Source organism: Rhodovulum euryhalinum, from assembly GCF_004342445.1.
GTDB lineage: Bacteria > Pseudomonadota > Alphaproteobacteria > Rhodobacterales > Rhodobacteraceae > Rhodovulum > Rhodovulum euryhalinum.
The window spans coordinates 65018-84169 of the sequence record NZ_SLWW01000006.1 but is presented as its reverse complement, the minus strand read 5'-3'; the positions used below and the strand labels follow the sequence as shown (position 1 = coordinate 84169).

Here is a 19152-nt window from a genome sequence, read left to right as displayed (position 1 = left end):
GTTCGCGCCTTCGAAACGCTGCTTGCCGGCGTTGATCGGGCGCAAGCGGCGGTCGACGGCCTCAGGGCGCGGCGCGAGCGGTTGCTTGGCTCCGCAGAGGCAGTGATGGGCCGCATGACCGATCTGCGCCGGGTTCTGGGTGACATGTCCTCACTGGCCGAGGATCTTCGCCTCGTCGGCACGAACGCGGTACTGGCCAGTTCGGAACTTGCCGAGGAAGGCGACGCGCTCAGGGAAATCGCCGGCCAGTTGCGGCTGCTCGCGGCCGAGTCCGCGCTGGAGCTTCGCGCGGTCGTCGACGCACTGGTCGCAAGCAGCGTCCGTATCTCCGAACTGATCGAGGATATCCGTGGCGGCGCCGCCCGCGCGATCGCCGAGATCGAAGACCGCGGCGCGATCGCCGCACGGGAACTTGATGACGTGTTCCATGCCGGTCGCCTCGTGACGGAAAGAACCGGCGACCTGGTCGCGAATCTCAGAAGGACGGTTCCCGCCACGTGCAACGCGATGCGCGCCGAAGTCGCCCGCCTCAACGTGGAAGTCAGGTCCATGGCGGCCAGAGAGATCCCGCCCCTCATGCCCGGGCCCGCGATCGAAGAGGTGCTGGCATCCATCTGGGTCAGGTATTCGATGGATGAGGAACGCGACATCCACCTTGCGTTCTGCAGCGATCACGGCCTCGCCCTCCCTCGGCAGGATGTCGTAGCGCGGGAGGCGGAGGCTTTGGACATCTTTTTCTGAGGCCCGCGCGAGCGGACGCCCGACAAAAAACCCACCCCGATCTCCGGGCGGCCGGGCACGGCGTTCAAACCAGCCCCAAGCCCCTCGGACCACGCGACGGGGCCGGCCGGGATGGCGCGATCCCGACAAAATCCATCGGTTTTCGTGATGGAGTCACAGACCGCGCGCCTTTGTCGGTATCTCATAAAATGGGTCCACCCCGCTGCCGGCGACAACAGGGCGGGCGGATGCCCATTCCAGGCCGCTCCGCCCGATCTGCCGCTGCCGCCAAGGTACAAGGATGTTTCGACAACCGCTTTCCCGTTCGCCTTGCGCGCCTGGACCGGTCCGGCCACCTGCGGACAGTCGTCCGGGACGACCCGCCGCAGCATGCCGGCGCCGCGACGCCGGACAGGCCAAAGGGGGCCATGCGCGGCCATGCCTGATCCAGCATCGCCGCGGGTAAAAGTGTTTCCCCTGCCAGGGTCTTGTGCCATCCCTTCCCGCCCATCCAAAGGAGCCTTCAATGCGTATCGCCGTCGCCAGCCAGAACTTCCGCAATGTGACATCTCATGTCGGCCGGACGCGCCGGTTCTTCATCTTCGAGGCCGTGCCGGGCGAGCCCGCTCGCGAGGTGGACCGGCTTGACCTTCCGAAGGACATGTCGATCCACGAGTTCCGCGGCGAGGGTCATCACCCGCTTTATGATGTGGCCGCAATCATCGCCGGCAGCGTCGGCGACGGCTTCGCCCGGCGCATGGCCGCCCGTGGCATCGCCGCGGTCGCCACATCGGAAACCGATCCGGCGGCCGCCGCGCTGGCCTTCGTTGAAGGCCGCCTCGCACCCGGCGCCCCGCACGATCACGACGACGCGGGGTGCTCTCACGACTGAGGGCGCCGCTCACCGCGGGCGCGTTCGTTCTGCGCGAGGCCGGCACCCTTCCATGACCGCGCCGGGAAAGCGGGCCCCGCGCTGCCAGTCAAATCTCGACAACCGGAAGCCGGGACATCATCCTGATCGCCCATGCGACACGTGCAGTGTTGCGCAACTGTGCGGCTTTGCCGAGGATGGGCCGGTGGGTCCTGCGACTCCCTGAGGGACGAAACATTGAAGGAATGGCCGCGCCGCAAACTTCGATCGGCCGGATTGACGCTGTGCGCCCGATCTGCGAGGTCGCGGGCCCATTTCCTGCGAGGCGCCTATGAAGAACATTCCGCTCGACCGGGCCGAACGGGCCCTGCTGGCTGTCATCCGCGAGCTCGATGCCGAAAGCGGCACCGTCGACCGCGACGCACTTTCGGTCCGGGCTCGCGGGCGCGGGCTCGAGGTTGCCCGGCCGCTCGCCACGCTCGTTGGCCGGGGGCTGGTCGAGGAAATCCAGCGCCGGCCGTTTTTCCTTGCGCGGGTTTTCGGGGCGCGGCCCGCCCTGCTTCTGAAACCCACGCCAGCAGGGCTTGCCGTCGATTGCGGCACCGAGCCGGAGGCGGCATCCGAGACCGCGCTTTCTACCCCGCCCGCGCCACAGGCCGCGCCCGAGGTGCCCGTCACGGCGCCACAGGCCGCGGATGCCGAAGGCCCGGCAGCCGTTGCCTTGGACGAGACCACGGCAACGGCACCCCAAGCCGCGGCGCGGGTGGCGGACGCGCCTTCCGACGGCGCCGCAGAGAACAGCATCGAGGACCCGGGTGCGGAGACCGGCGCAGCACCCGCCCCCGCCGAGATGCCCCGGCCCCGTCCGGCGCGCCCCGACCGCAAGCTGACCAAGGCGTTCACCGAGGATCTGGGCGGCGCGCCGGCCGCCACGGGCGGGGTTGCCCTGTCACACGGCGTCGAGTCCGAGGTCATGGACGGCATCCGCGACGTTCTCGCGGGGTTCGGGATGGAGCTTACCTTTGCGGGCGAGGCGCTGGTTGGCGAACGGATTTCGCGCGGCGAAACGGCGGGGGATGCGCTGAGCCAGGTGGTGCTCTTTGCCTTTGCCCATGCCGTGCGCGAGGATCTGGCGACCGGCGGATCCCTCGGCGCGCTGGGTCTTGGGGATTACGCGGCCGAGGTCGCCGATGAACTGCGAAAACTTCATTCTGCCGGGCTTGTCGGGGAAGATCGGCTGACTCACGACCTGGGGCGCATCATCGCCCTGACGGAGGACGGCAACGAGCGGGAGCGCCTGGCCGCGGAGGTTCTGAGCGATCCGGTTGGCGGACTTCTCCCGACCGCGCTACTGCCGGAGGAACTCCGCCCGGCGGGGGAGATGTGACGCCGCGCAGATCGAAGGGGGGCGCTTCGGGACGGCGATGCCGTTGAAGCGGCCTCGGTTCGAGCAGGATGGCGCACCGCAAAGGGCGCCAGACGCCGGTGGGGTTCCTGGCTGCCTCTGCAGAGGACGAATGGCTCTCCTGCGACCCGCCCGCGCCCGGCGACCCAGGGTGGGGCCCTGTGCGGAGGAGTGATTCAGCCTATAGTCCGACGAGATATCGAGGTCAGGGAGCATCGGATGCCGCAGACAGCCGAGACCAACCGCCGCTTCGTTCTTGCGGAGCGGCCCAGGGGATTGCCCGACGAGAGGACCTTGCGCCTGGAGCAAACGCAGGTGCCCTGTCCGGGTGAGGGGCAGATGCTGCTGCGCACGCTCCATCTTTCGCTTGATCCCTACATGCGGGGGCGGATGAACGACGCCAAATCCTATGCGAAGCCGGTGGAGATCGGCGAGGTGATGACAGGACAGGTGATCGCCGAGGTCGTATCCTCCAGCCTCGAAGGGTTCGCGCCGGGCGACCATGTCCTGGCCGGCAGCGGCTGGCAGGACTATGCCCTGTCCGATGGCACCGGCGTGCTGAACCTGGGACAGGCCCCCGAGAACCCCTCGTGGTCGCTCGGCATCCTCGGGATGCCCGGTTATACTGCCTATGCGGGGCTCTTGAAGATCGGCGAGCCAAAACCGGGCGAAACCGTGGTGGTCGCGGCCGCCTCGGGGCCGGTCGGCGCCACGGTGGGGCAGATCGCGCGCATCAGGGGCTGTCGCGTGGTCGGCATCGCGGGCGGGGCCGGGAAATGCGCCCATGTGACCGATACGCTCGGGTTCGATGCCTGCATCGACCACCGGGCAGAGGATTTCGCCGCGCGACTGGCCGCCGCCTGTCCGGACGGGATCGACGTCTATTTCGAGAATGTGGGCGGCAAGGTTCTCTATGCCGTCCTGCCTTTGCTCAACCCGTTTGCACGAGTGCCCGTCTGCGGCGTGGTGTCGTGGTACAACCTCGCGGGACTGCCCGAGGGGCCCGATCACGGCCCCGCCATCATGGGCACGATCCTGAGGATGAAGGTGAAGATGCAGGGCTTCATCATCTTCGACAGCTTCCCCGACAGCACCCATGACGATTTCATCCGGGACATGTCCCGGTGGCTTGCCGAGGGCAGCATCCACTACAGGGAGCAGATCGTCGAAGGGCTGGAGGCGGCGCCCGCAGCGCTCAACGATCTGCTGGCCGGGCGGAATTTCGGCAAGATGGTCGTCAGGGTCGCGTGAGGCCGGAAAACCTTCCGTTTCGCGACAGAACTGCCGGTCCTTCGCCCGCATCAGGTGGCAGGAAAAGGATGTGAAGGCTTCGATATGCATCGAGCCCTTGCCCGGGTGGTCGAAAGCAGCCGGGGCAGGATTGGAAAACCAAGGGAGGAAACGATGGACACGAACGGATGGAAACCAGGCTTTGATGCGGTGCTCGACGGCGTGACGGCGGGCGATGCGGCGGGGCGTGTGCCGGGTGTGGTGGCGATGGTCACCGACCGCGAGGCCAATGTCTACGAGGGCGCGCGCGGTGTCCGCGATATGGGCACCGGGGCGGCGATGACGACCGACACGGTCTTTGCCATCTTCTCGACCACCAAGGCGATCGGCGGGACGGCGGTTCTGCAATGCGTCGAGGAGGGCCTGCTGGACCTCGACGCGCCGGCAAAGGAGTATGCCCCGGCGATCGGCGAGTTGCAGGTGCTGGACGGGTTCGATGCGGACGGCACCCCGCGCCTGCGCCCGCCGGGTTCCGACATCACCACGCGGCAACTGATGCTGCACACGGCTGGGTTCGGCTACGATTTCTTCAACCAGAATTACCTCAGGATGGCCTCGGAACACGGCCAGCCCTCGGTGGTGACCGCCAGCCACGCGTCGCTGATGACGCCCCTGCTGTTCGACCCCGGCACCCGATGGGAATATGGCAGCAACATCGACTGGGCGGGCCAGGTGGTCGAGGGTATCCGCGGCAGGCGGCTGTCCGAGGTGCTGGCCGAGCGGGTGTTTGCGCCGCTGGGGATCACCGACATGGCCTTCACCCGCACCGATGACATGAAGGCGCGGACCGCGACGGTCCATGCCCGAAACGCGGATGGGTCGCTGACCCCGCTCGACTTCGCGCTGCCCGACAATCCCCAGATCGACATGGCCGGGCACGGGCTTTACGGCACGGTGGGCGAGTACATGAAGTTCATCCGGATGTGGCTGAACGACGGGATGGGGCCGCACGGCCCGGTGCTGAGACCCGAGACGGTCGCGATGGCGGTGCAGAACGGCCTTCAGCCGCACCAGAAGGTGGTGATGCTGCCCGGCGTGATCCCGTCGCTGTCGAACGATGCCGAGTTCTTTCCGGGCCTGAAGAAGGGCTGGTCCTACAGCTTCATGGTCAACGAAGACGAGGCGCCGACCGGCCGGCCTGCGGGCGCGATCGGCTGGGCGGGACTGGCCAACCTTTTCTACTGGATCGACCGGCAGAACGGGTTCGGCGGCTTCTGGGCCACCCAGATCCTGCCCTTCGGCGACCCGGTCTCCTTCGGAGGCTATCTCGACTTCGAGACGGCCTTCTATGACAGGCTGAGGACAACCCGCGCGGCATGACGCGCCACGCCCGCCGGCGGTTCAGACGGCGGCGGGCGCCTTGGCAAGGGGGCGGGTGGCCAAGGGACATTCGAAAGCCGGAGTTCCGGCGCATCACCTTCGATCATGGCCGTGCTAAAGCAGCAGGACGGCCGCTGCTGCCTTGACGGCAGCCCCAGCCGCCCGTCGACGAGCGGGGTTCGGGAGCCGCTGCAAAGGCCCCCGCAGCGGTGCTGTCAGCCCGGCCCCGACCTAGCGCAGCACCTCGACCAGCGTGAGTGACAGCGATGGCAGGCTGGCAATCACGGCCAGTCCCAGAAGGCTGGCCAGCAGGAACGGCACCGCACCCCGCGCGATGCGTTCGATCGACAGGCGCGTGACGTTCGCTGCGACATAAAGGTTGATGCCCACCGGGGGCGTGAACAACCCGATGGCAAGGTTCACCATGACCACCACGCCGAACCAGACCGGATCCCAGCCCATTTCCCGCATCACCGGCAGGAAGATCGGCAACGAGATGAACATCACCGTGATCGCGTCCATGAACATCCCCGCGACCAGCAGCACCAGCATGATGACCAGCAGGATCACCCATTCGTTGCCGCTGAGGCCCAGAAGCGCCTCGGAATAGGTGCCAACCAGATCCTCAACCGTGACCACCCAGCCGAAAAGCCCGGCATAGGCCACGACCAGCATCACCACCGCCGATGATGCCGCCGCATCGGCAAGCGCCTCGTAGAGGCCGCGGAAGGAAAGCGTGCGGTAGACAAACGCGCCCACCCCCAGCGCATAGACTGTGGCAACCAGGGCGGCCTCGGTGGGGGTAAAGATGCCCGAGTAGATCCCGCCGAGGATCACCAGCGGCGTGACGAGCCCCCAGAACGCCTGCCGGAACGCCAGCCAGAGCCGCGTGCCATAGGGCAGTCCGGCATGGGGCGCGGGGCTCAGCGCGTCCAGCGCGGGGCTGCCGGCTGGCCCCTCGCGCCGGGCGAAGGGAAGGGTTGCCAGCATCATCAGCCCCATGAACAGGCCGGGGATGATCGCCGCGATGAAAAGCTGCGAGATCGAGGTTTCCGCGATCACGCCATAGATCACCAGCCCGATCGAGGGCGGAATCACGATCGACAGCGCGGCCCCCGTGCAGACCAGCCCCGCGGCATAGGCGCGGGAGTAGCCGTCCTCCTCCATGCCCTTGACGATCATCGGCCCGATCGCCGCAACAGAAGCAGGCCCCGAGCCGCTGACCGCGCCCCAGAACAGGCAGACCACCGTTCCGACGACGCCCATGCCGCCGGGTGTCGATCCGATCAGCACGCGGAAGAAGCGGATCATGCGTTCGGCAATGCCCAGCGTTCCCATCAGCGTGCCCGCGAGGATGAAGAAGGGGATGGCCAGCAGCGAGAACTTGGTCACACCGGCCGAGATCAGGTCTCCGGCAAGGTCGAGGCCGAAGCCGATCTGCCACATGGCGTAGATCGCCGAGAGGCCCAGCGAAAAGGCCACCGGCACCCGCAGCGCCATCAGCAGGAAGAACAGGATCACCATCTCGGTGCCCGCGCCGAGGCCGGGAATCAGGTCAGACATGGGGAACATCCGGAGCTGCCCCGTCCAGGCCGCGCAGCACGTCAAGCGCGTGTTGCAGATGGCGGATCAGGATCAGCGCAAAGCCGAAGGGCACCGCGGCCTGATAGTACCAGGCGGGCAGCCCCAGCGCGTAGGACCGGATGCCGCTGTCGATCTGGTTCGTCAGCGTAGCCCAGGCGAACCACGCCGACAGCGCCAGCAGAGCCACCGACAGGGCGGCGGAAAGCACGAAAAGCGGCTTCTGCAGGGGGCGCGGCAGCAGGTCATGGACCAGCGTCACCGCCAGATGCTCGCCCCGGCGGGCGGCGATGGCCGCGCCAAAGACGGTCAGCAGCAGAAAGCCGTTGGTCAGCAGTTCCTCTGTCGCGGCCAGCGAGTAATTGGTGCCATAGCGCACCACCACATTGGCAAAGCCGATCGCGGTCATGCCCAGGAACAGGGCGGCACAGACGATCTTTTCCGCCTCGTCGAGAAGGAAACGCATCGGATTGCCTCGTTGTGGGGCGCGGAAAGGGGCAGGCCCGCCCGCGGCGGGCCCACCCTTGACCGGGCGTTATTCAACCGCCTCGATGGCGGACTGGAACGCCGCGACGATTTCCGGGCCAACCTTTGCCGCCCACTGGTCAAAGGCGGGTTTGGTCGCCTCGCGGAAGGCCTGCAGTTCCTCGGGGCTGGGTTCGTGGATCTCCATCCCCTTCTCCGTCAGGAAATCGATGCCGCTGGCGGTTCCCTCGCGGGTGATCTCGCGCTGGTATTCCATGGCCTCAAGCGCGGCAGTCCGCAGCTTTTCCTGCATCCCGGCGTCATAGCTGTCCCACTTGGCCTTCGAGATTCCAAGGAAGATCGGGTCGTAGGAATAGTGCCAGGTGGTCAGGTATTTCTGCATCTCGTAGACCTGCTGCGGGATGATCACCGCGCCGATCGGGTTTTCCTGCCCGTCGACCACGCCCTGTTGCAGCGCGGTCAGCGTTTCCGACCACTGCATCTGTTGCGGGTTGGCGCCGAGCGCGTTCATCACGTCGATATACATCGGCCCCGCGACGCGCATGTTCAGTCCCTTCATGTCGTCGGGCGACGTGATCGGGCGGACATTGTTGGTGACCTCGCGAAAGCCGTTCTCGCCCCAGGCAAGCACGACAATGCCCTTCTCAAGAAGGATGTCGGCCATCATCTGACCGGCCTCGCCCTGGGTGGTCGCGTCCACTTCCTCGTAAGAGGAATACAGGTAGGGCAGCGAGAACACCGCCATCTCGGGCACCAGGGGCGTCACGTTGATCGCCGAGGTCAGCACCAGGTCCAGGGCGCCGCGGCCGATCATCTCGGCCTGCTTCATCTGGTCGCCGCCCGCAAGCTGGGCGTTGGGAAAAACGCGCACATCGATTTCGCCGCCGGTTGCCGCGGAAATCAGCTCGTTGAACTTCTCGGCGCCCTTGTGCCAGGTGGTCGTGTCGCCAACATTGTGCGACAGGCGCAGCGTCTCGGCCGAGGCGGCCCCGACCATCATCGCGCCCGCGACCATCGCGGCGAAAGCGCATCTGCCCAGTGTTCCAGCTTTCATCGATTTCCTCCGGTTTTCCGCTCGCCCGTTCCGGGCGGGTATGGGGGACCGGTCCTTGCCGGCCCGCGGGCGATATCAAGACCAGAAGCCTCCGCCGGGCACAAGACGCGATGCGCGGATGCGACGCCATGCATTCAGGCCGATCCCGGTCCCGTGAAGTCGCGCCTCTGCGGCGCCCGCCAAACCCGCGACGCGGATCGGGCCAGCCAGCGCCAGATGCGCAAGCCGCAGGTCCGGACAGGCGGCAGCCTGCGGCTGAAGCTGCGAACCTCCGGCGCCATGGGTCACGTCTCGATGTCGAGGGCGCGGATCATCCGGTCGCGCTCTTCCAGCGCCTGGCGCGTGGCCTCGGGGCGGGCCGCGGCGCAGCCGTTGATCAGACATTCCGCGGCAAGAATGAAGGTGGACATCGAATTCGAGATGAAGCTCGTCTGATGCGGCGCGAAAAGCGCGACGTCGGCGTATCGCAAGAGGGGCGAGCTTGCCATGTCGGTGATCGCCAGCAATCGCACACCCTTTTCCGCGGCGGCGCGCGCCACCCGGATGACCGGGGTCGAATAGGGATTGCAACTGGCCACGATCAGCAAGTCATCCCCACCGAGCGCCGCCAGGCCCTCGGCCTGGCCCAGCGCGTTGCTGTCGAGCAGGCTGACATCCGAGCGGATCAGCCGCAGCCCGTAGACCAGAAAGCTCGCGAAGGCGTGGAACTGGCGGATGCCATAGACGGACAGCCGCGGCGCGGCGACGACCATCTGCACCGCCTCATCAAAGGCCCGCGCATCGAAAGCGTCGATCAGGCGGTCGGTGTTGGCCTGGCTTTCCCGGCACAGACGCGTCGCGTTGGCCTGGCTGGGCGCGTCGGCCGAATCGAGAGCCCGCCGCGCCTGCTGCGAGTAGAAGGCGCCCGGGGTCATGGGCGACCGCAGCAGAACCTCCTGCAGCGCGCCGAAGCCCGGGTAGCCAAGTGCGCGGGCCAGCCGGGTGATCGTCGAGGGGTTGACCCCCAGCCGCTCGCCCAGCGTGGTGATCGAGATGAGCGCCGGGTCGCCCTGCAGGTCGAGCATCTGCCCCAGAGCGCGCCGCGCCTTGGGCCCCAACGGGATGTCAGCCTCTCCCCGTGAAATGCGCAGCAGCAACGCGCGCAGTTCGTCCGCGGTGTCAGGCGGCGGTGAGGGGTGCCTGGCAGCCGTGGTAGGCCGGCCGGTCGCTGAGCCTGTCATGGATTGTCCACTCCACCTTGTCCGCGCCGAGGCGGAAAAGAGCCGTTGCAAGCGTGTTCTCGCAATCGGGGTCGTCCGGTGCATCACGGCGGATCGGCAGGCCCGGCCCGGCCCTGTCCTGCAGGATCGCCAGCGGATCGCGCGTTCCGGCGGCCAACAATGCCTCGCCCCGGGCCTGCCGGTCGCGCGACGAGTCGGTGACGATCTGCGGCCCCGCCATCCGAAGCGCATGGTTTGCATGAACTGACGGCACCACGATTTCGGTCACGGCCGGTTGGCCGGTGCCGAACTCGACGCTGCAAATCCGGGTATCGCCAACCTGGGCAAGCGTGAAATGGAAGCCGCCGCCCGGCGGAGCCGCGGACAGCAGGTCGAGCGCCGGGCCAAGCTGCGCCGCCCGCAATACCGCCCGCCCCAGGACCATACGCGGCACTTCGGGGTCCACGCCCACGAGGCGCAGGTTGTTGACCGCCTGCACCAGCCCCGTCGCAGTCAGGGCGAAGGTATGGCCGGGCAGCGAGCCCGGATAGCAGAACGCCATGAAGCCCGGCGCGTCCTGGGGCGCGACCTCCGCGATGAAGCATGCCCCGCGAAAGAACGGCAGCCCGTCCTCGTTGTGGGCGATCAGCGGGGCGCTGCCGGGCAGTTGCACCGTGGTGCAGCCGTCGGGCACCGAGGCCAGCAGATCGCCCCGGCAGTTCCAGGCCATGACTTGGGTGACCGGCAGGTCCAGCCCCGCCGCCAGCCCCTCGATCTCGGCCCAGATGGCGGGGAACCTGTCCTGCGTGTTGCGCGTCAGCCGGTCGAGCCGCGCACCATGGCCGGGAGCGTTGACCGTGTGCCAGATCGGACTCGCGAGCAGGTGGCGATGCACCGATGACCGCCCCCGCACCCCGAGGCTCGCCCCGATGTCGTAGGGAGTGCCGGCCGCGCGGTGCCAGCCCAGGTCGCGCGCGCCGTCACTCGACATGTTGCAGAAAGTCCTTCAGCCGCGCGTTCGGCGGCGTGTCGATCACCTCGCGCGGGTTGCCGTCGACGGCGATCTTGCCGTGCTCCATGAAGATCAGCCGCGTGCCGACCTGCTTGGCAAAGGCCATCTCGTGCGTGACCACAACCATCGTCATGCCCTCGGCAGCCAGGCGGCGCATGACGTTCAGCACCTCCTGCTTGAGCTCGGGGTCGAGCGCCGAGGTCGGCTCGTCGAACAGCATCACCTTGGGCTTGACCGCCAGCGCACGGGCGATCGCCACGCGCTGCTGCTGGCCACCCGAAAGCTCCGCGGGATAGTGGTTCGCCTTTTCGGCCAGCCCCACCTTGTCCAGAAGGTCGATGGCGGTCTCCTGCGCTTCGGCCCGCGACAGCCCGCGCACCTTGCGCGGTCCGAAGGCCACGTTTTCCAGTGCGGTCAGTTGCGGGAACAGGTTGAACTGCTGAAAGACCATGCCGGCCTCCTGCCGGATTTCACGCAGTTGCCTGGCACCGCCCTTGACGCTGAGACCGTCCACGATCAGGTCGCCGCCGGTGATCGTCTCCAGCCCGTTGATGCAGCGCAGAAGCGTCGACTTGCCAGAGCCCGAGGGGCCGATCAGCACCACCACCTCGCCCTCGTCTATGGTCAGGTCCACGCGGTCCAGCACCTTGAGCGCGCCGAAATGCTTGGATGTCTGGCGGAACTGGATGATGCTCATAGGATTTTCATCCGTCTCTCGATGGTGCGCAGAACCAGCGTCAGGCTGCCGGTCATGATCAGGTAGATCACTGCGACCGCCGACCAGATTTCCACCGCGCGGAAATTGGAGGCCATGATCTCCTGCCCGGTACGGGTCAGTTCGCCCACACCGATCACGATGAAGAGCGAGGTATCCTTGAGGCTGACGATGAACTGGTTTCCGAGCGGCGGGATCAGCCGGCGGAAGGCCAGCGGCCCGACGATGTAGAGCAGCACCTTCCAGTGCGGCAGGCCGATGGCCAGCCCCGCCTCGCTCAGCCCCTTGCCGATCGACAGGAACGCGCCCCGGACGATCTCGGCGATATAGGCGCCCGCGTTGACCACGATGGCCAGAACCGCCGCCGACATCGGGTCGATGCGGATATCTGCCAGCACCGGCAGCGCGAAGTAGAGGAACATCACCTGCACGACGATCGGCGTGCCGCGGATCAGTTCGATATAGGCAAAGGCGATGGCGTTGAGGACGCTCCCGCCATAGGCCCGCATCAGGCCGGCGATGGTTCCCAGAAGCAGCCCGCCGACAAGGCCCAGAACCGTGATGTAGATGGTCGTCTTTGCGCCTGCCAGCAGTGCGGGCATGTAGTCGATGACGACGGACCAGTCCGTTTCCATGGGAAACCTCCGCGATCAGGTGGACGGCAAGGGCCGGGCGCCCTGGCCCGGCCCCGGGGGCGATGCGGATCACTCGCCCGGCTTGGCGCCGAACCACTTCTCGTAGATCGCGTCATAGCGGCCGTCCGCGCGCATCTTCGCCAGCGCCTCGTTCACCGGGCCGACCAATGCGCTGCCCTTGGGAAAGCCGATGCCGTATTGATGGGCCATCATCTGCCCGCCCACCGCCTTGACCTGGCCGTTGCCGGCCTGCGCGATGTAGTAAAGCACGTTGGGCGTGTCATGCATCGCCGCGTCGACCCGGCCGGTACGCAGTTCCAGATAGGCGTTGTCGATGTTGGGGAACTTGCGCAACTCGGTATCGGGCAGGTTCGCCTCGGCCCAGTCCGACGCCGAGGTGCCGGTCTTGACCGCCAGCGTCTTGCCCGCCAGATCGTCCCAGTCGTCGACCTCGCTGTCGGCGGGCACCATCAGGCGAAAGCCGCTGTCGTAATAGCCGTCGGAAAAATCGATCACCTCCTGCCGCTCGGGCTTGATCGTGATCCCGGCCAGCGCGACGTCGACCTGGCCGGTCTGCAGGGCCGGGATGATGCCCGCGAAATCCATCGGCTGCAGTTCATAATCCATGCCGATTTCCTGGGCGATGGCGTCCCACATGTCGATGTCAAAGCCGGTATACTTGCCGTCCTGCTTGAATTCGAAGGGCACGAAGGCGGTGTCGGTCGCCACGACCAGTTCATCCGCCGCTGCCAGCGACGCGCCCAGCGCGAGAGTCGCCGCGACGGCCAGTTTCACAAGGGACTTCATGGTTGCTCTCCTGTTGGCTTGCAAACTTTCTTGCGTATTTTCTGCAACGCAACAGACCGTGCCACGCGCGTTGCGGCCTTGCAAGTTCTTTTGCGCAGCCCGCAACGCGCAAGGATTCCATGTAAAAGACTCGATCATCCAGAAGCACAAAAAGCGGGCCGGGGCTTGCAACGTCGCCGTCCGTCCGGTCGCAGCATCAACGCAAGAGCGGACTGCGCCGGGACGTGCTCGCGCAGGTTCGGCCGGACTCTCGCATCAGATGAAAGGGGTATCGGGGATGACGGTGCCATCCATGGCTGTTGCCGGCGCGACGGTTTCGGGTCAACCCTTGGTCGAGCACAGGTTCTCAACCAATACGGCGGCACCGGAAAGGTGTTTCTATGTCTTGCGCGGTGTCGCGTCGACATCCCGGCTTTCGGGCGCATCCGCTACCTTGGGGGCGCGTCCGCCAGACCCCGCGCGTAGCTCGCGGGCAAGCGCCCTGGCAAAGTGGGAAAACGCGCGGGCAACCGCCGCCAGATCATGCGCCGCCGTCCGTGCATCCGCCGCCACGGCACCGAAGGTGATGCGATCGATGACATCGCGCAGCCGGAACGCCCGGGCAAGCGCCCAGGCCATCGTCAGGACGATGATGTCGGCCCACAGCACGTCCGACAGGAAATGACGCCCGAACGAGACCCGCAGCATCCCCGCGCCCAGGGCAATGGCGACGAGGACGGCAACCAGATACGGGCGCCGCCCGCCGGGCACCGCGTTCCAGGCGAACAGGCCGATCAGGATGGCCATCGTCGCAGCGGACGCCGCCTCTCCCGAGACGAAAGAGCAGTTCCTGGCACACTGACCGGCAATTTCCCATGGCGGGGTGAAGGCCAGCGGGCCGCCGAACTCGGTCACATCGTCGGGACGGGCGCGACCCCAGAATTCCTTCAGGATCCCGTTCACGATCCCGATCGGCACGACAAGGATCAGCGTGACCGCATATCCCCACACGCGCCCCGGAACCCGGCATGTCCGCCGGGACAACAAGGCATGGATCCCGAAGGCCAGGGCAACGAAGCCCACGAGGTTGGCCAGGTTCCACAACCCTTCGCGGATCAGTTGCAATTGGCGCACGTCGCCCAGAACGAAGCCTTCGCCCTCGACGAAAAAGACTCGCGCCACCGCAAGGTCGATTCCCGGCAGGACCGCGAAGACAAGGCTGGCCGCCAGCCAGACGACAAGGAAAACGCGCCCGACGCTCATGCCCCGCCCCCTGCGGCAAGGCAACTTGGCGGCAAGCGGTAGACGCGCACCATCCGCCCGTCATAGGCACCGGGCCCCGGCGTCCAGCGGCCAAGTTCCTCGGCCGCATCAGCGCAGGGCAGCACACCGCCGTCCATTCGCACGAAAAGGGAAGGCGTGCTGCGGCCTGTGGGATAAGGGTGCTGCTGCGCGTAGAAATTCTTCGGCCGCCCCGCAGGAGGCAGGCTGAAGATCGTCACGTCGCGGTCGCGCGCGGTGTAGAAGAGATCGGCAAGGACCTGCCGCTCGACTGCGACGATGTCGGTCAGGCCGGCCGCGGCTGCCGCGGAAAGCACATGCTCGCTCAGCTCTGCCCGGCCGGTATAGCGCTCGAAGACCAGATCGCCCCCGACGCGCCACCGGGTGGCCTGGGTGACCGCCACCGGCAGCGCCAGCGCAAGCACGAGGTTGACCCCCAAGGCCGCCCAGAGGAGTCGCCGCGACCGGCGCCAGAGCCACGGCACGGTCAGCAGGATCGCGGCGACATAGGCCGTGACGGCCCAGTTTGCATAGGCTTTCGACAAAAGCGCCTGCGTCGTCACGATCGCTAGGATCGGCGCGGACATCCACACCAGCCAGCGCGCCTGCCAGTCGCCCCGGGCGACTGTCCAGACGCCCGCCAGCAGAAAGGACGCGAACAGAAGAGGCCCCATGACCATGAACTGCGACCCGAAGAAGTGCAGCATCCCGCTGTCATTCAGCGCAAGGCCCGGCTTCTTGATCCAACCGACATTGTCGGCGGTATGCGCCACGGTGATCAGGTCGTTCTGCAGGTTCCAGACGATGTTGGGCGCGGCCACGGCCGCGAAGACCGCGGCCGCGATCGCGGCATCGCGCGCCGCGATCCGCGACGCCGGGATGAAGAGCGCGCCCAGCGCGGCGCAGAGCGGAAAGTAGATCGCGGCGTATTTTCCCAGGAACCCGAGTCCCAGGCACAGGCCCAGCAGGGCGGCGGCCAACGCCGAGCGGCCATCGGTCAGCCGCAAGTATAACCAGACCGAGGCCGCCCAGAACGGCAGCAGGATCGTGTCGGTCGAGATCAACAGCGACCCGACCCCGATCGCAGGCATGGTAAGATAGGCGATCCCGCAGAACGCGGCAGAGACCGGATCGGCATAGCGCCGTGCGACCCCGATGATCAGGACCGCTGCAGCCGCATGGAAGATCGCGCCGGGAAGCCGCACCCAGAACGGGCCGTCGCTGCCCGCAAGGTCGGTCACAGCGCGCAGCACCCAGCCGATCAGCGGCGGCTTCGAGTAATAGCCCCAATCAAGCTCTTGCCCCCACTGCCAGTACTGCGCCTCGTCCACGAAAAGGTCTGTCGTTGCCAGGGGCAGCAAGACAAGCCTGTAAATCGTGATGAAGGCGACCGCGGCAAGTCCAAGGACGAGCGGCTCAGGTTTCCAGCCGGAGGCTACGCTTTTCTGCATGGATCAGCCAGAGGTTGCGTGTGTAGATGATCACCCCAAGCGCCTGGCCGAGAATGAAGACAGGATCCTTGCGATGGATCGCATAGGCCAGCAGCGTGATCCCCCCGAAGATCGAGAACCACCAGAAAAGCTCGGGCACCACAGACCGGCTCTGCCGCTCCGAAGCGATCCACTGCACGATGAACCGCATCGAGAACAAGGTCTGCGCCCCGAGGCCGACCATGATCCAGACAAGTTCGGCACGGGTATCAACCCCGAAGAACTGGAGAGCCGCTTCGATCACGCTGCGCTCTCCTTTTCGGTTCTGCGCGGAACGGCCGGCTGCGCGTCCATCCTTGCTTCCTTTTGCATGACAATCTGCCCGTTCGGCGCGACTTCCGTTGGCCGCACGGATTTCCTACGGCGGAGCAGCCAGCCCACCCCGACAAGGTCATAAGCCCCGACCAGTCCCCGTTGCAGGTTGCTGTATTTCGACCGGCCAGCGACGCGGGCGCGGTGGGAGACGTCGACATGCGCAATCGTCCAGCCATGCGCGGAAAAAAGCGCCGGCAAGTATCGGTGCATGTGATTGAAGAACGGCAGCGCGAGAAAGGCGTCCCGGCGGAACGCCTTGAGCCCGCATCCGGTGTCGCGCGTATTGTCCGACAGCACCCAGCCACGAAGCCCGTTGGCAAAGCGCGAGGCGGCGCGCTTCGACCAGGTATCATGCCGTTTGACCCGCTGTCCCGCAACAAGTCCCAGCGCCGGGTCGGCATCGCCCTTCAGGAACGGCGCGACCAGGCGCGGAATCTCTGCGGGCGGGTTCTGGAGATCACCGTCAAGTGTGCAGATGATCTCGCCCTTTGCGGCCGCGACCCCACTGTGAACCGCGGCGGACTGGCCGCCCGCCCGGTCGTGACGGACGAGACGAAGCCAGGGAAACTCGGACCGCAGCCCCTGCACGATATCGCCCGTGCCATCGCGCGACCCGTCATCGACGACAATGACCTCCTTGCACGGCAAGTCCGCGCAAGCCGCATGGATCTCGCGGATCAGCGACTCGACGTTTTCGGCCTCGTCGTGGGCAGGTATTACTATAGAGATCATCACCGCTGCTCAGCCGACATTCCCGAAGCGGCCTGCCAGACGGTTTCAATGTCGCCTGAATCGGGCCTGCGATCAAGCAGGTTCACCACCAGCAGGGGCGCTGTTGCAGAACTCGCGCCTCGGTCGCGACGTTGCCCGCAGGGACCATCACCCTGCATCCGGATCGACGGAAGGCCCCCATGGCCCTTGATACGCGCAGGGTGGCGCCCGCTGGCGCAACCGCGACCGACAAGACCCTGTGCCGGTCCGGGGGGGGGGGGGGGGGCGAAAACCCGGCCGCCCCCGGCGCCGCGGTATCGGGGTAAGATCCTGCGCGGCCTGGCGGGCCCGGCTAAGGGCACCCGGGTACCCACCCACCCCCCCCCCCCCCCCCCCCCCCCCCCCCCCCCCCCCCCCCCCCCCCCCCCCCCCCCCCCCCCCCCCCCCCCCCCCCCCCCCCGAATACCCGGCCGCCACGGGCGCCGCGGTATCGCTGTACGATCCTGCGCGGCATCTCGGGCACGTCTCAGGGCACGCGGATACCCAACCAGCCCCCGAGGCGCGTGAATGTGATGTGACTTCAGTCCTCGGAGGCCGCGAAATGGCATCTGGGGCAGAGGCCGTCATGCAACCTCTCTCCGCAGCGGGTGCATCTGGCGCGCGCCGTCAGCACGCGCAGGATCGCTTTAAGAATTTTCATCGGGGCGGGCTCCTCTACAGCCTGTTTCAAGTGCCGGGGCTGGTGCCCGCAACGCCGCCATGGGTGCGTCCGCGGTGATACCCGCCCGTCAGTCACGCCAATCTGGATCGTCCGCCATGGCAACTTCTGTCATGGGGCATCGTCTGGCCTGATGGAGTCGACCGGCGCCCGTGCAATGCCGGTTGCCGTGCCGCGACAGTCCAAGGATCACGGCACCAGGATTCTACCTAGACCTGCCGATCCTGGCGGGTTGTGCAAAAGCTGCGCCGCCGCCGAGCGAAAGCCATCACCACGCCAAAACGCGCTCGCCAAGGACATCCGCGCGGGCTCTACCGGGGCGGCGCGGGCGGTCGGGTTCTCCGCAAGGCGGGTCACCCGGCACGGCCATTGTCGACCCGCGCGCGACGCGGGCATCGCCTCGATCGACCGGCCGTAAAAGCCGGTCGACGCATCTTGCGCAGAAGGGCCGAAACCGGGAACGACGTCTCGCCGGGCACTTCGCATATGAGCGATCCGAACGTGCCCGCCATCCGAGGCGGGAACGCGCCTGCTGGCGACGAGGCGCTGCGTCGCCGAAACCAGCGGCAAGGTGGCCGAGGCGATGCATGCCGGCTCGATCGTCGGCAACCGGTTCAAGGCTGTTCTGCCCTCCAGCGGCGACTACCGGATCGACGTCTACCTGATGCGCAACGCCGCGCGCCGGGACCCGCTCAGGGCAGGACCTCGCGAACCGTCAGCCCGCCGGAATCGGAGATCTCCAGCCAAGTGAAGGATTGCGGCGCGCGGGCGGTCTCGCCGATGCGCTTGCGCGGCCCGCCTCCCAGCGCACCCTGCGCGACATGCAGGACCGAGCCGATGCGCCGCGCGGCGAAGGCGTGGTGGTGGCCGCTGAGATAGGCGGCGGCCTGCCCCGTCTCCAGCACCCGCTGGAACGCCGCGTCGCCGATGATGTCGCGCTCGCGCCCCTGCGCGACGGGCACCAGCGGCAGGTGGCCGACCACGAGGATCGCGCGATTGCGCCCCCGCCCCGCGGCCAGCAGGTCGCGCAGCCACGTCATCTGCGGCGGCGCGGGCAGGCCGGGCACCGTCACGTCCAGCCCGACCACCAGCACATCCCCCGCCCGCGCGGCGAAGTGGAACGGCCAGGCGCGATCCGCGACGAAGGGCAGGCCCGGCTGCCAGGACGCCGCGGCCGTGGCGAAGGCCCGGCGTTCGGCCTCGAATCCGGGATAGGCCGAGGCGTCGTGGTTGCCCGCGACCGCCAGCATCGGGATGCCCGCCCGGCGCAGGGGGGCGGCCACGGCCAGATCGAATCCCGCCCACATCGCGGCCAGCTCGGGCCCGGTCAGTTTCGGCGCCGCCCGCTGACCGGCCACCATGTCGCCCGCGACGATGACCAGATCGGGACGGTCGGCCACGATCCGGGCGATGGCCGCGTGCACGGGGCGGCCATACCCGGTCGAGCCGTAGCTCCCGTTCAGATCCGAGATCAACGCGATGCGCCGCGGATGCCCCGCATGCACGGCCGAGGGCAAGGCGCCCGCCGCCAGCGCCCCCGCAACGAAGCCGCGGCGGTCCATC

The 19152-nt window shown here is 67.3% G+C and carries 17 protein-coding genes; 4 read left to right on the top strand and 13 right to left on the bottom strand.

The features are described from left to right. Positions 1-1246: 1246 nt before the first annotated feature. The 4 genes from EV655_RS08755 (at position 1247) to acmB (ending at position 5606) form a co-directional block, all read left to right on the top strand. Positions 1247-1612 (top strand): NifB/NifX family molybdenum-iron cluster-binding protein, encoded by a 366-nt coding sequence (locus EV655_RS08755; RefSeq protein WP_132543888.1) that lies wholly within the window; start codon positions 1247-1249, stop codon positions 1610-1612. A gap of 310 nt (positions 1613-1922) precedes the next feature. Further along, positions 1923-2978 (top strand): hypothetical protein, encoded by a 1056-nt coding sequence (locus EV655_RS08750; protein ID WP_132543886.1) that lies wholly within the window; start codon positions 1923-1925, stop codon positions 2976-2978. A 237-nt stretch (positions 2979-3215) separates the two neighbouring features. Next, positions 3216-4247: an NADP-dependent oxidoreductase gene (locus tag EV655_RS08745; protein ID WP_132543884.1), complete on the top strand. Its 1032-nt coding sequence runs from the start codon at positions 3216-3218 to the stop codon at positions 4245-4247. Positions 4248-4400: 153 nt separating this feature from the next. Further along, positions 4401-5606 (top strand): methyl acetate hydrolase AcmB, encoded by a 1206-nt coding sequence (gene acmB, locus EV655_RS08740; RefSeq protein WP_132543882.1) that lies wholly within the window; start codon positions 4401-4403, stop codon positions 5604-5606. Positions 5607-5837: 231 nt separating this feature from the next. Here the strand turns inward: acmB and EV655_RS08735 are convergent, their stop codons facing one another. The 13 genes from EV655_RS08735 to EV655_RS08670 form a co-directional block, all read right to left on the bottom strand. Next, a complete protein-coding gene (locus EV655_RS08735; protein ID WP_132543880.1) occupies positions 5838-7169 on the bottom strand; it encodes a TRAP transporter large permease in 1332 nt (443 codons plus the stop codon). Further along, on the bottom strand, positions 7162-7653 hold the full coding sequence (locus tag EV655_RS08730) for a TRAP transporter small permease (protein ID WP_132543878.1): 492 nt from the start codon (positions 7651-7653) through the stop codon (positions 7162-7164). The genes EV655_RS08735 and EV655_RS08730 overlap by 8 nt, the downstream gene beginning before the upstream one ends. A gap of 69 nt (positions 7654-7722) precedes the next feature. Next, the gene (locus tag EV655_RS08725; protein ID WP_132543876.1) at positions 7723-8727 is read right to left on the bottom strand and encodes a DctP family TRAP transporter solute-binding subunit; all 1005 of its coding nucleotides are present in this window, start codon (positions 8725-8727) and stop codon (positions 7723-7725) included. 284 nt (positions 8728-9011) lie between these two features. Further along, entirely contained in the window at positions 9012-9791 is a 780-nt protein-coding gene (locus EV655_RS08720) for a MurR/RpiR family transcriptional regulator (RefSeq protein WP_132543874.1), read from the bottom strand. Positions 9792-9885: 94 nt separating this feature from the next. Further along, a complete protein-coding gene (locus EV655_RS08715) occupies positions 9886-10917 on the bottom strand; it encodes a C45 family autoproteolytic acyltransferase/hydrolase (protein ID WP_132543872.1) in 1032 nt (343 codons plus the stop codon). Continuing rightward, a complete protein-coding gene (gene glnQ, locus EV655_RS08710) occupies positions 10907-11635 on the bottom strand; it encodes a glutamine ABC transporter ATP-binding protein GlnQ (protein WP_132543870.1) in 729 nt (242 codons plus the stop codon). The genes EV655_RS08715 and glnQ overlap by 11 nt, the downstream gene beginning before the upstream one ends. Next, positions 11632-12288: a glutamine ABC transporter permease GlnP gene (gene glnP, locus EV655_RS08705; protein WP_132543868.1), complete on the bottom strand. Its 657-nt coding sequence runs from the start codon at positions 12286-12288 to the stop codon at positions 11632-11634. Before glnP ends, glnQ begins: the two co-directional genes overlap by 4 nt. Positions 12289-12357: 69 nt before the next feature. Next, complete coding sequence (gene glnH, locus EV655_RS08700) at positions 12358-13095, bottom strand: glutamine ABC transporter substrate-binding protein GlnH (RefSeq protein ID WP_132543866.1); 738 nt, start codon at positions 13093-13095, stop codon at positions 12358-12360. Positions 13096-13473: 378 nt separating this feature from the next. Then, on the bottom strand, positions 13474-14337 hold the full coding sequence (locus EV655_RS08695; protein WP_132543864.1) for a phosphatase PAP2 family protein: 864 nt from the start codon (positions 14335-14337) through the stop codon (positions 13474-13476). Further along, on the bottom strand, positions 14334-15716 hold the full coding sequence (locus EV655_RS08690) for an ArnT family glycosyltransferase (protein ID WP_165905309.1): 1383 nt from the start codon (positions 15714-15716) through the stop codon (positions 14334-14336). Before EV655_RS08690 ends, EV655_RS08695 begins: the two co-directional genes overlap by 4 nt. Positions 15717-15771: 55 nt before the next feature. Next, on the bottom strand, positions 15772-16089 hold the full coding sequence (locus EV655_RS08685) for a lipid-A-disaccharide synthase N-terminal domain-containing protein (RefSeq protein ID WP_424511308.1): 318 nt from the start codon (positions 16087-16089) through the stop codon (positions 15772-15774). Then, positions 16086-16892 (bottom strand): glycosyltransferase family 2 protein, encoded by an 807-nt coding sequence (locus EV655_RS08680; protein WP_132543860.1) that lies wholly within the window; start codon positions 16890-16892, stop codon positions 16086-16088. Before EV655_RS08680 ends, EV655_RS08685 begins: the two co-directional genes overlap by 4 nt. A gap of 1389 nt (positions 16893-18281) precedes the next feature. Then, positions 18282-19151 (bottom strand): metallophosphoesterase family protein, encoded by an 870-nt coding sequence (locus EV655_RS08670; RefSeq protein WP_132543856.1) that lies wholly within the window; start codon positions 19149-19151, stop codon positions 18282-18284. Position 19152 lies beyond the last annotated feature (1 nt).

Excerpts from the sequence above, each read along its gene's own strand:
- EV655_RS08755 (WP_132543888.1), top strand. The coding sequence starts at position 1,247 with ATGCGTATCGCCGTCGCCAGCCAGAACTTCCGCAATGTGACATCTCAT.
- EV655_RS08750 (WP_132543886.1), top strand. The coding sequence starts at position 1,923 with ATGAAGAACATTCCGCTCGACCGGGCCGAACGGGCCCTGCTGGCTGTC.
- EV655_RS08745 (WP_132543884.1), top strand. The coding sequence starts at position 3,216 with ATGCCGCAGACAGCCGAGACCAACCGCCGCTTCGTTCTTGCGGAGCGG.
- acmB (WP_132543882.1), top strand. The coding sequence starts at position 4,401 with ATGGACACGAACGGATGGAAACCAGGCTTTGATGCGGTGCTCGACGGC.
- EV655_RS08735 (WP_132543880.1), bottom strand. The coding sequence starts at position 7,169 with ATGTCTGACCTGATTCCCGGCCTCGGCGCGGGCACCGAGATGGTGATC.
- EV655_RS08730 (WP_132543878.1), bottom strand. The coding sequence starts at position 7,653 with ATGCGTTTCCTTCTCGACGAGGCGGAAAAGATCGTCTGTGCCGCCCTG.
- EV655_RS08725 (WP_132543876.1), bottom strand. The coding sequence starts at position 8,727 with ATGAAAGCTGGAACACTGGGCAGATGCGCTTTCGCCGCGATGGTCGCG.
- EV655_RS08720 (WP_132543874.1), bottom strand. The coding sequence starts at position 9,791 with ATGCTCGACCTGCAGGGCGACCCGGCGCTCATCTCGATCACCACGCTG.
- EV655_RS08715 (WP_132543872.1), bottom strand. The coding sequence starts at position 10,917 with ATGTCGAGTGACGGCGCGCGCGACCTGGGCTGGCACCGCGCGGCCGGC.
- glnQ (WP_132543870.1), bottom strand. The coding sequence starts at position 11,635 with ATGAGCATCATCCAGTTCCGCCAGACATCCAAGCATTTCGGCGCGCTC.
- glnP (WP_132543868.1), bottom strand. The coding sequence starts at position 12,288 with ATGGAAACGGACTGGTCCGTCGTCATCGACTACATGCCCGCACTGCTG.
- glnH (WP_132543866.1), bottom strand. The coding sequence starts at position 13,095 with ATGAAGTCCCTTGTGAAACTGGCCGTCGCGGCGACTCTCGCGCTGGGC.
- EV655_RS08695 (WP_132543864.1), bottom strand. The coding sequence starts at position 14,337 with ATGAGCGTCGGGCGCGTTTTCCTTGTCGTCTGGCTGGCGGCCAGCCTT.
- EV655_RS08680 (WP_132543860.1), bottom strand. The coding sequence starts at position 16,892 with ATGATCTCTATAGTAATACCTGCCCACGACGAGGCCGAAAACGTCGAG.
- EV655_RS08670 (WP_132543856.1), bottom strand. The coding sequence starts at position 19,151 with ATGGACCGCCGCGGCTTCGTTGCGGGGGCGCTGGCGGCGGGCGCCTTG.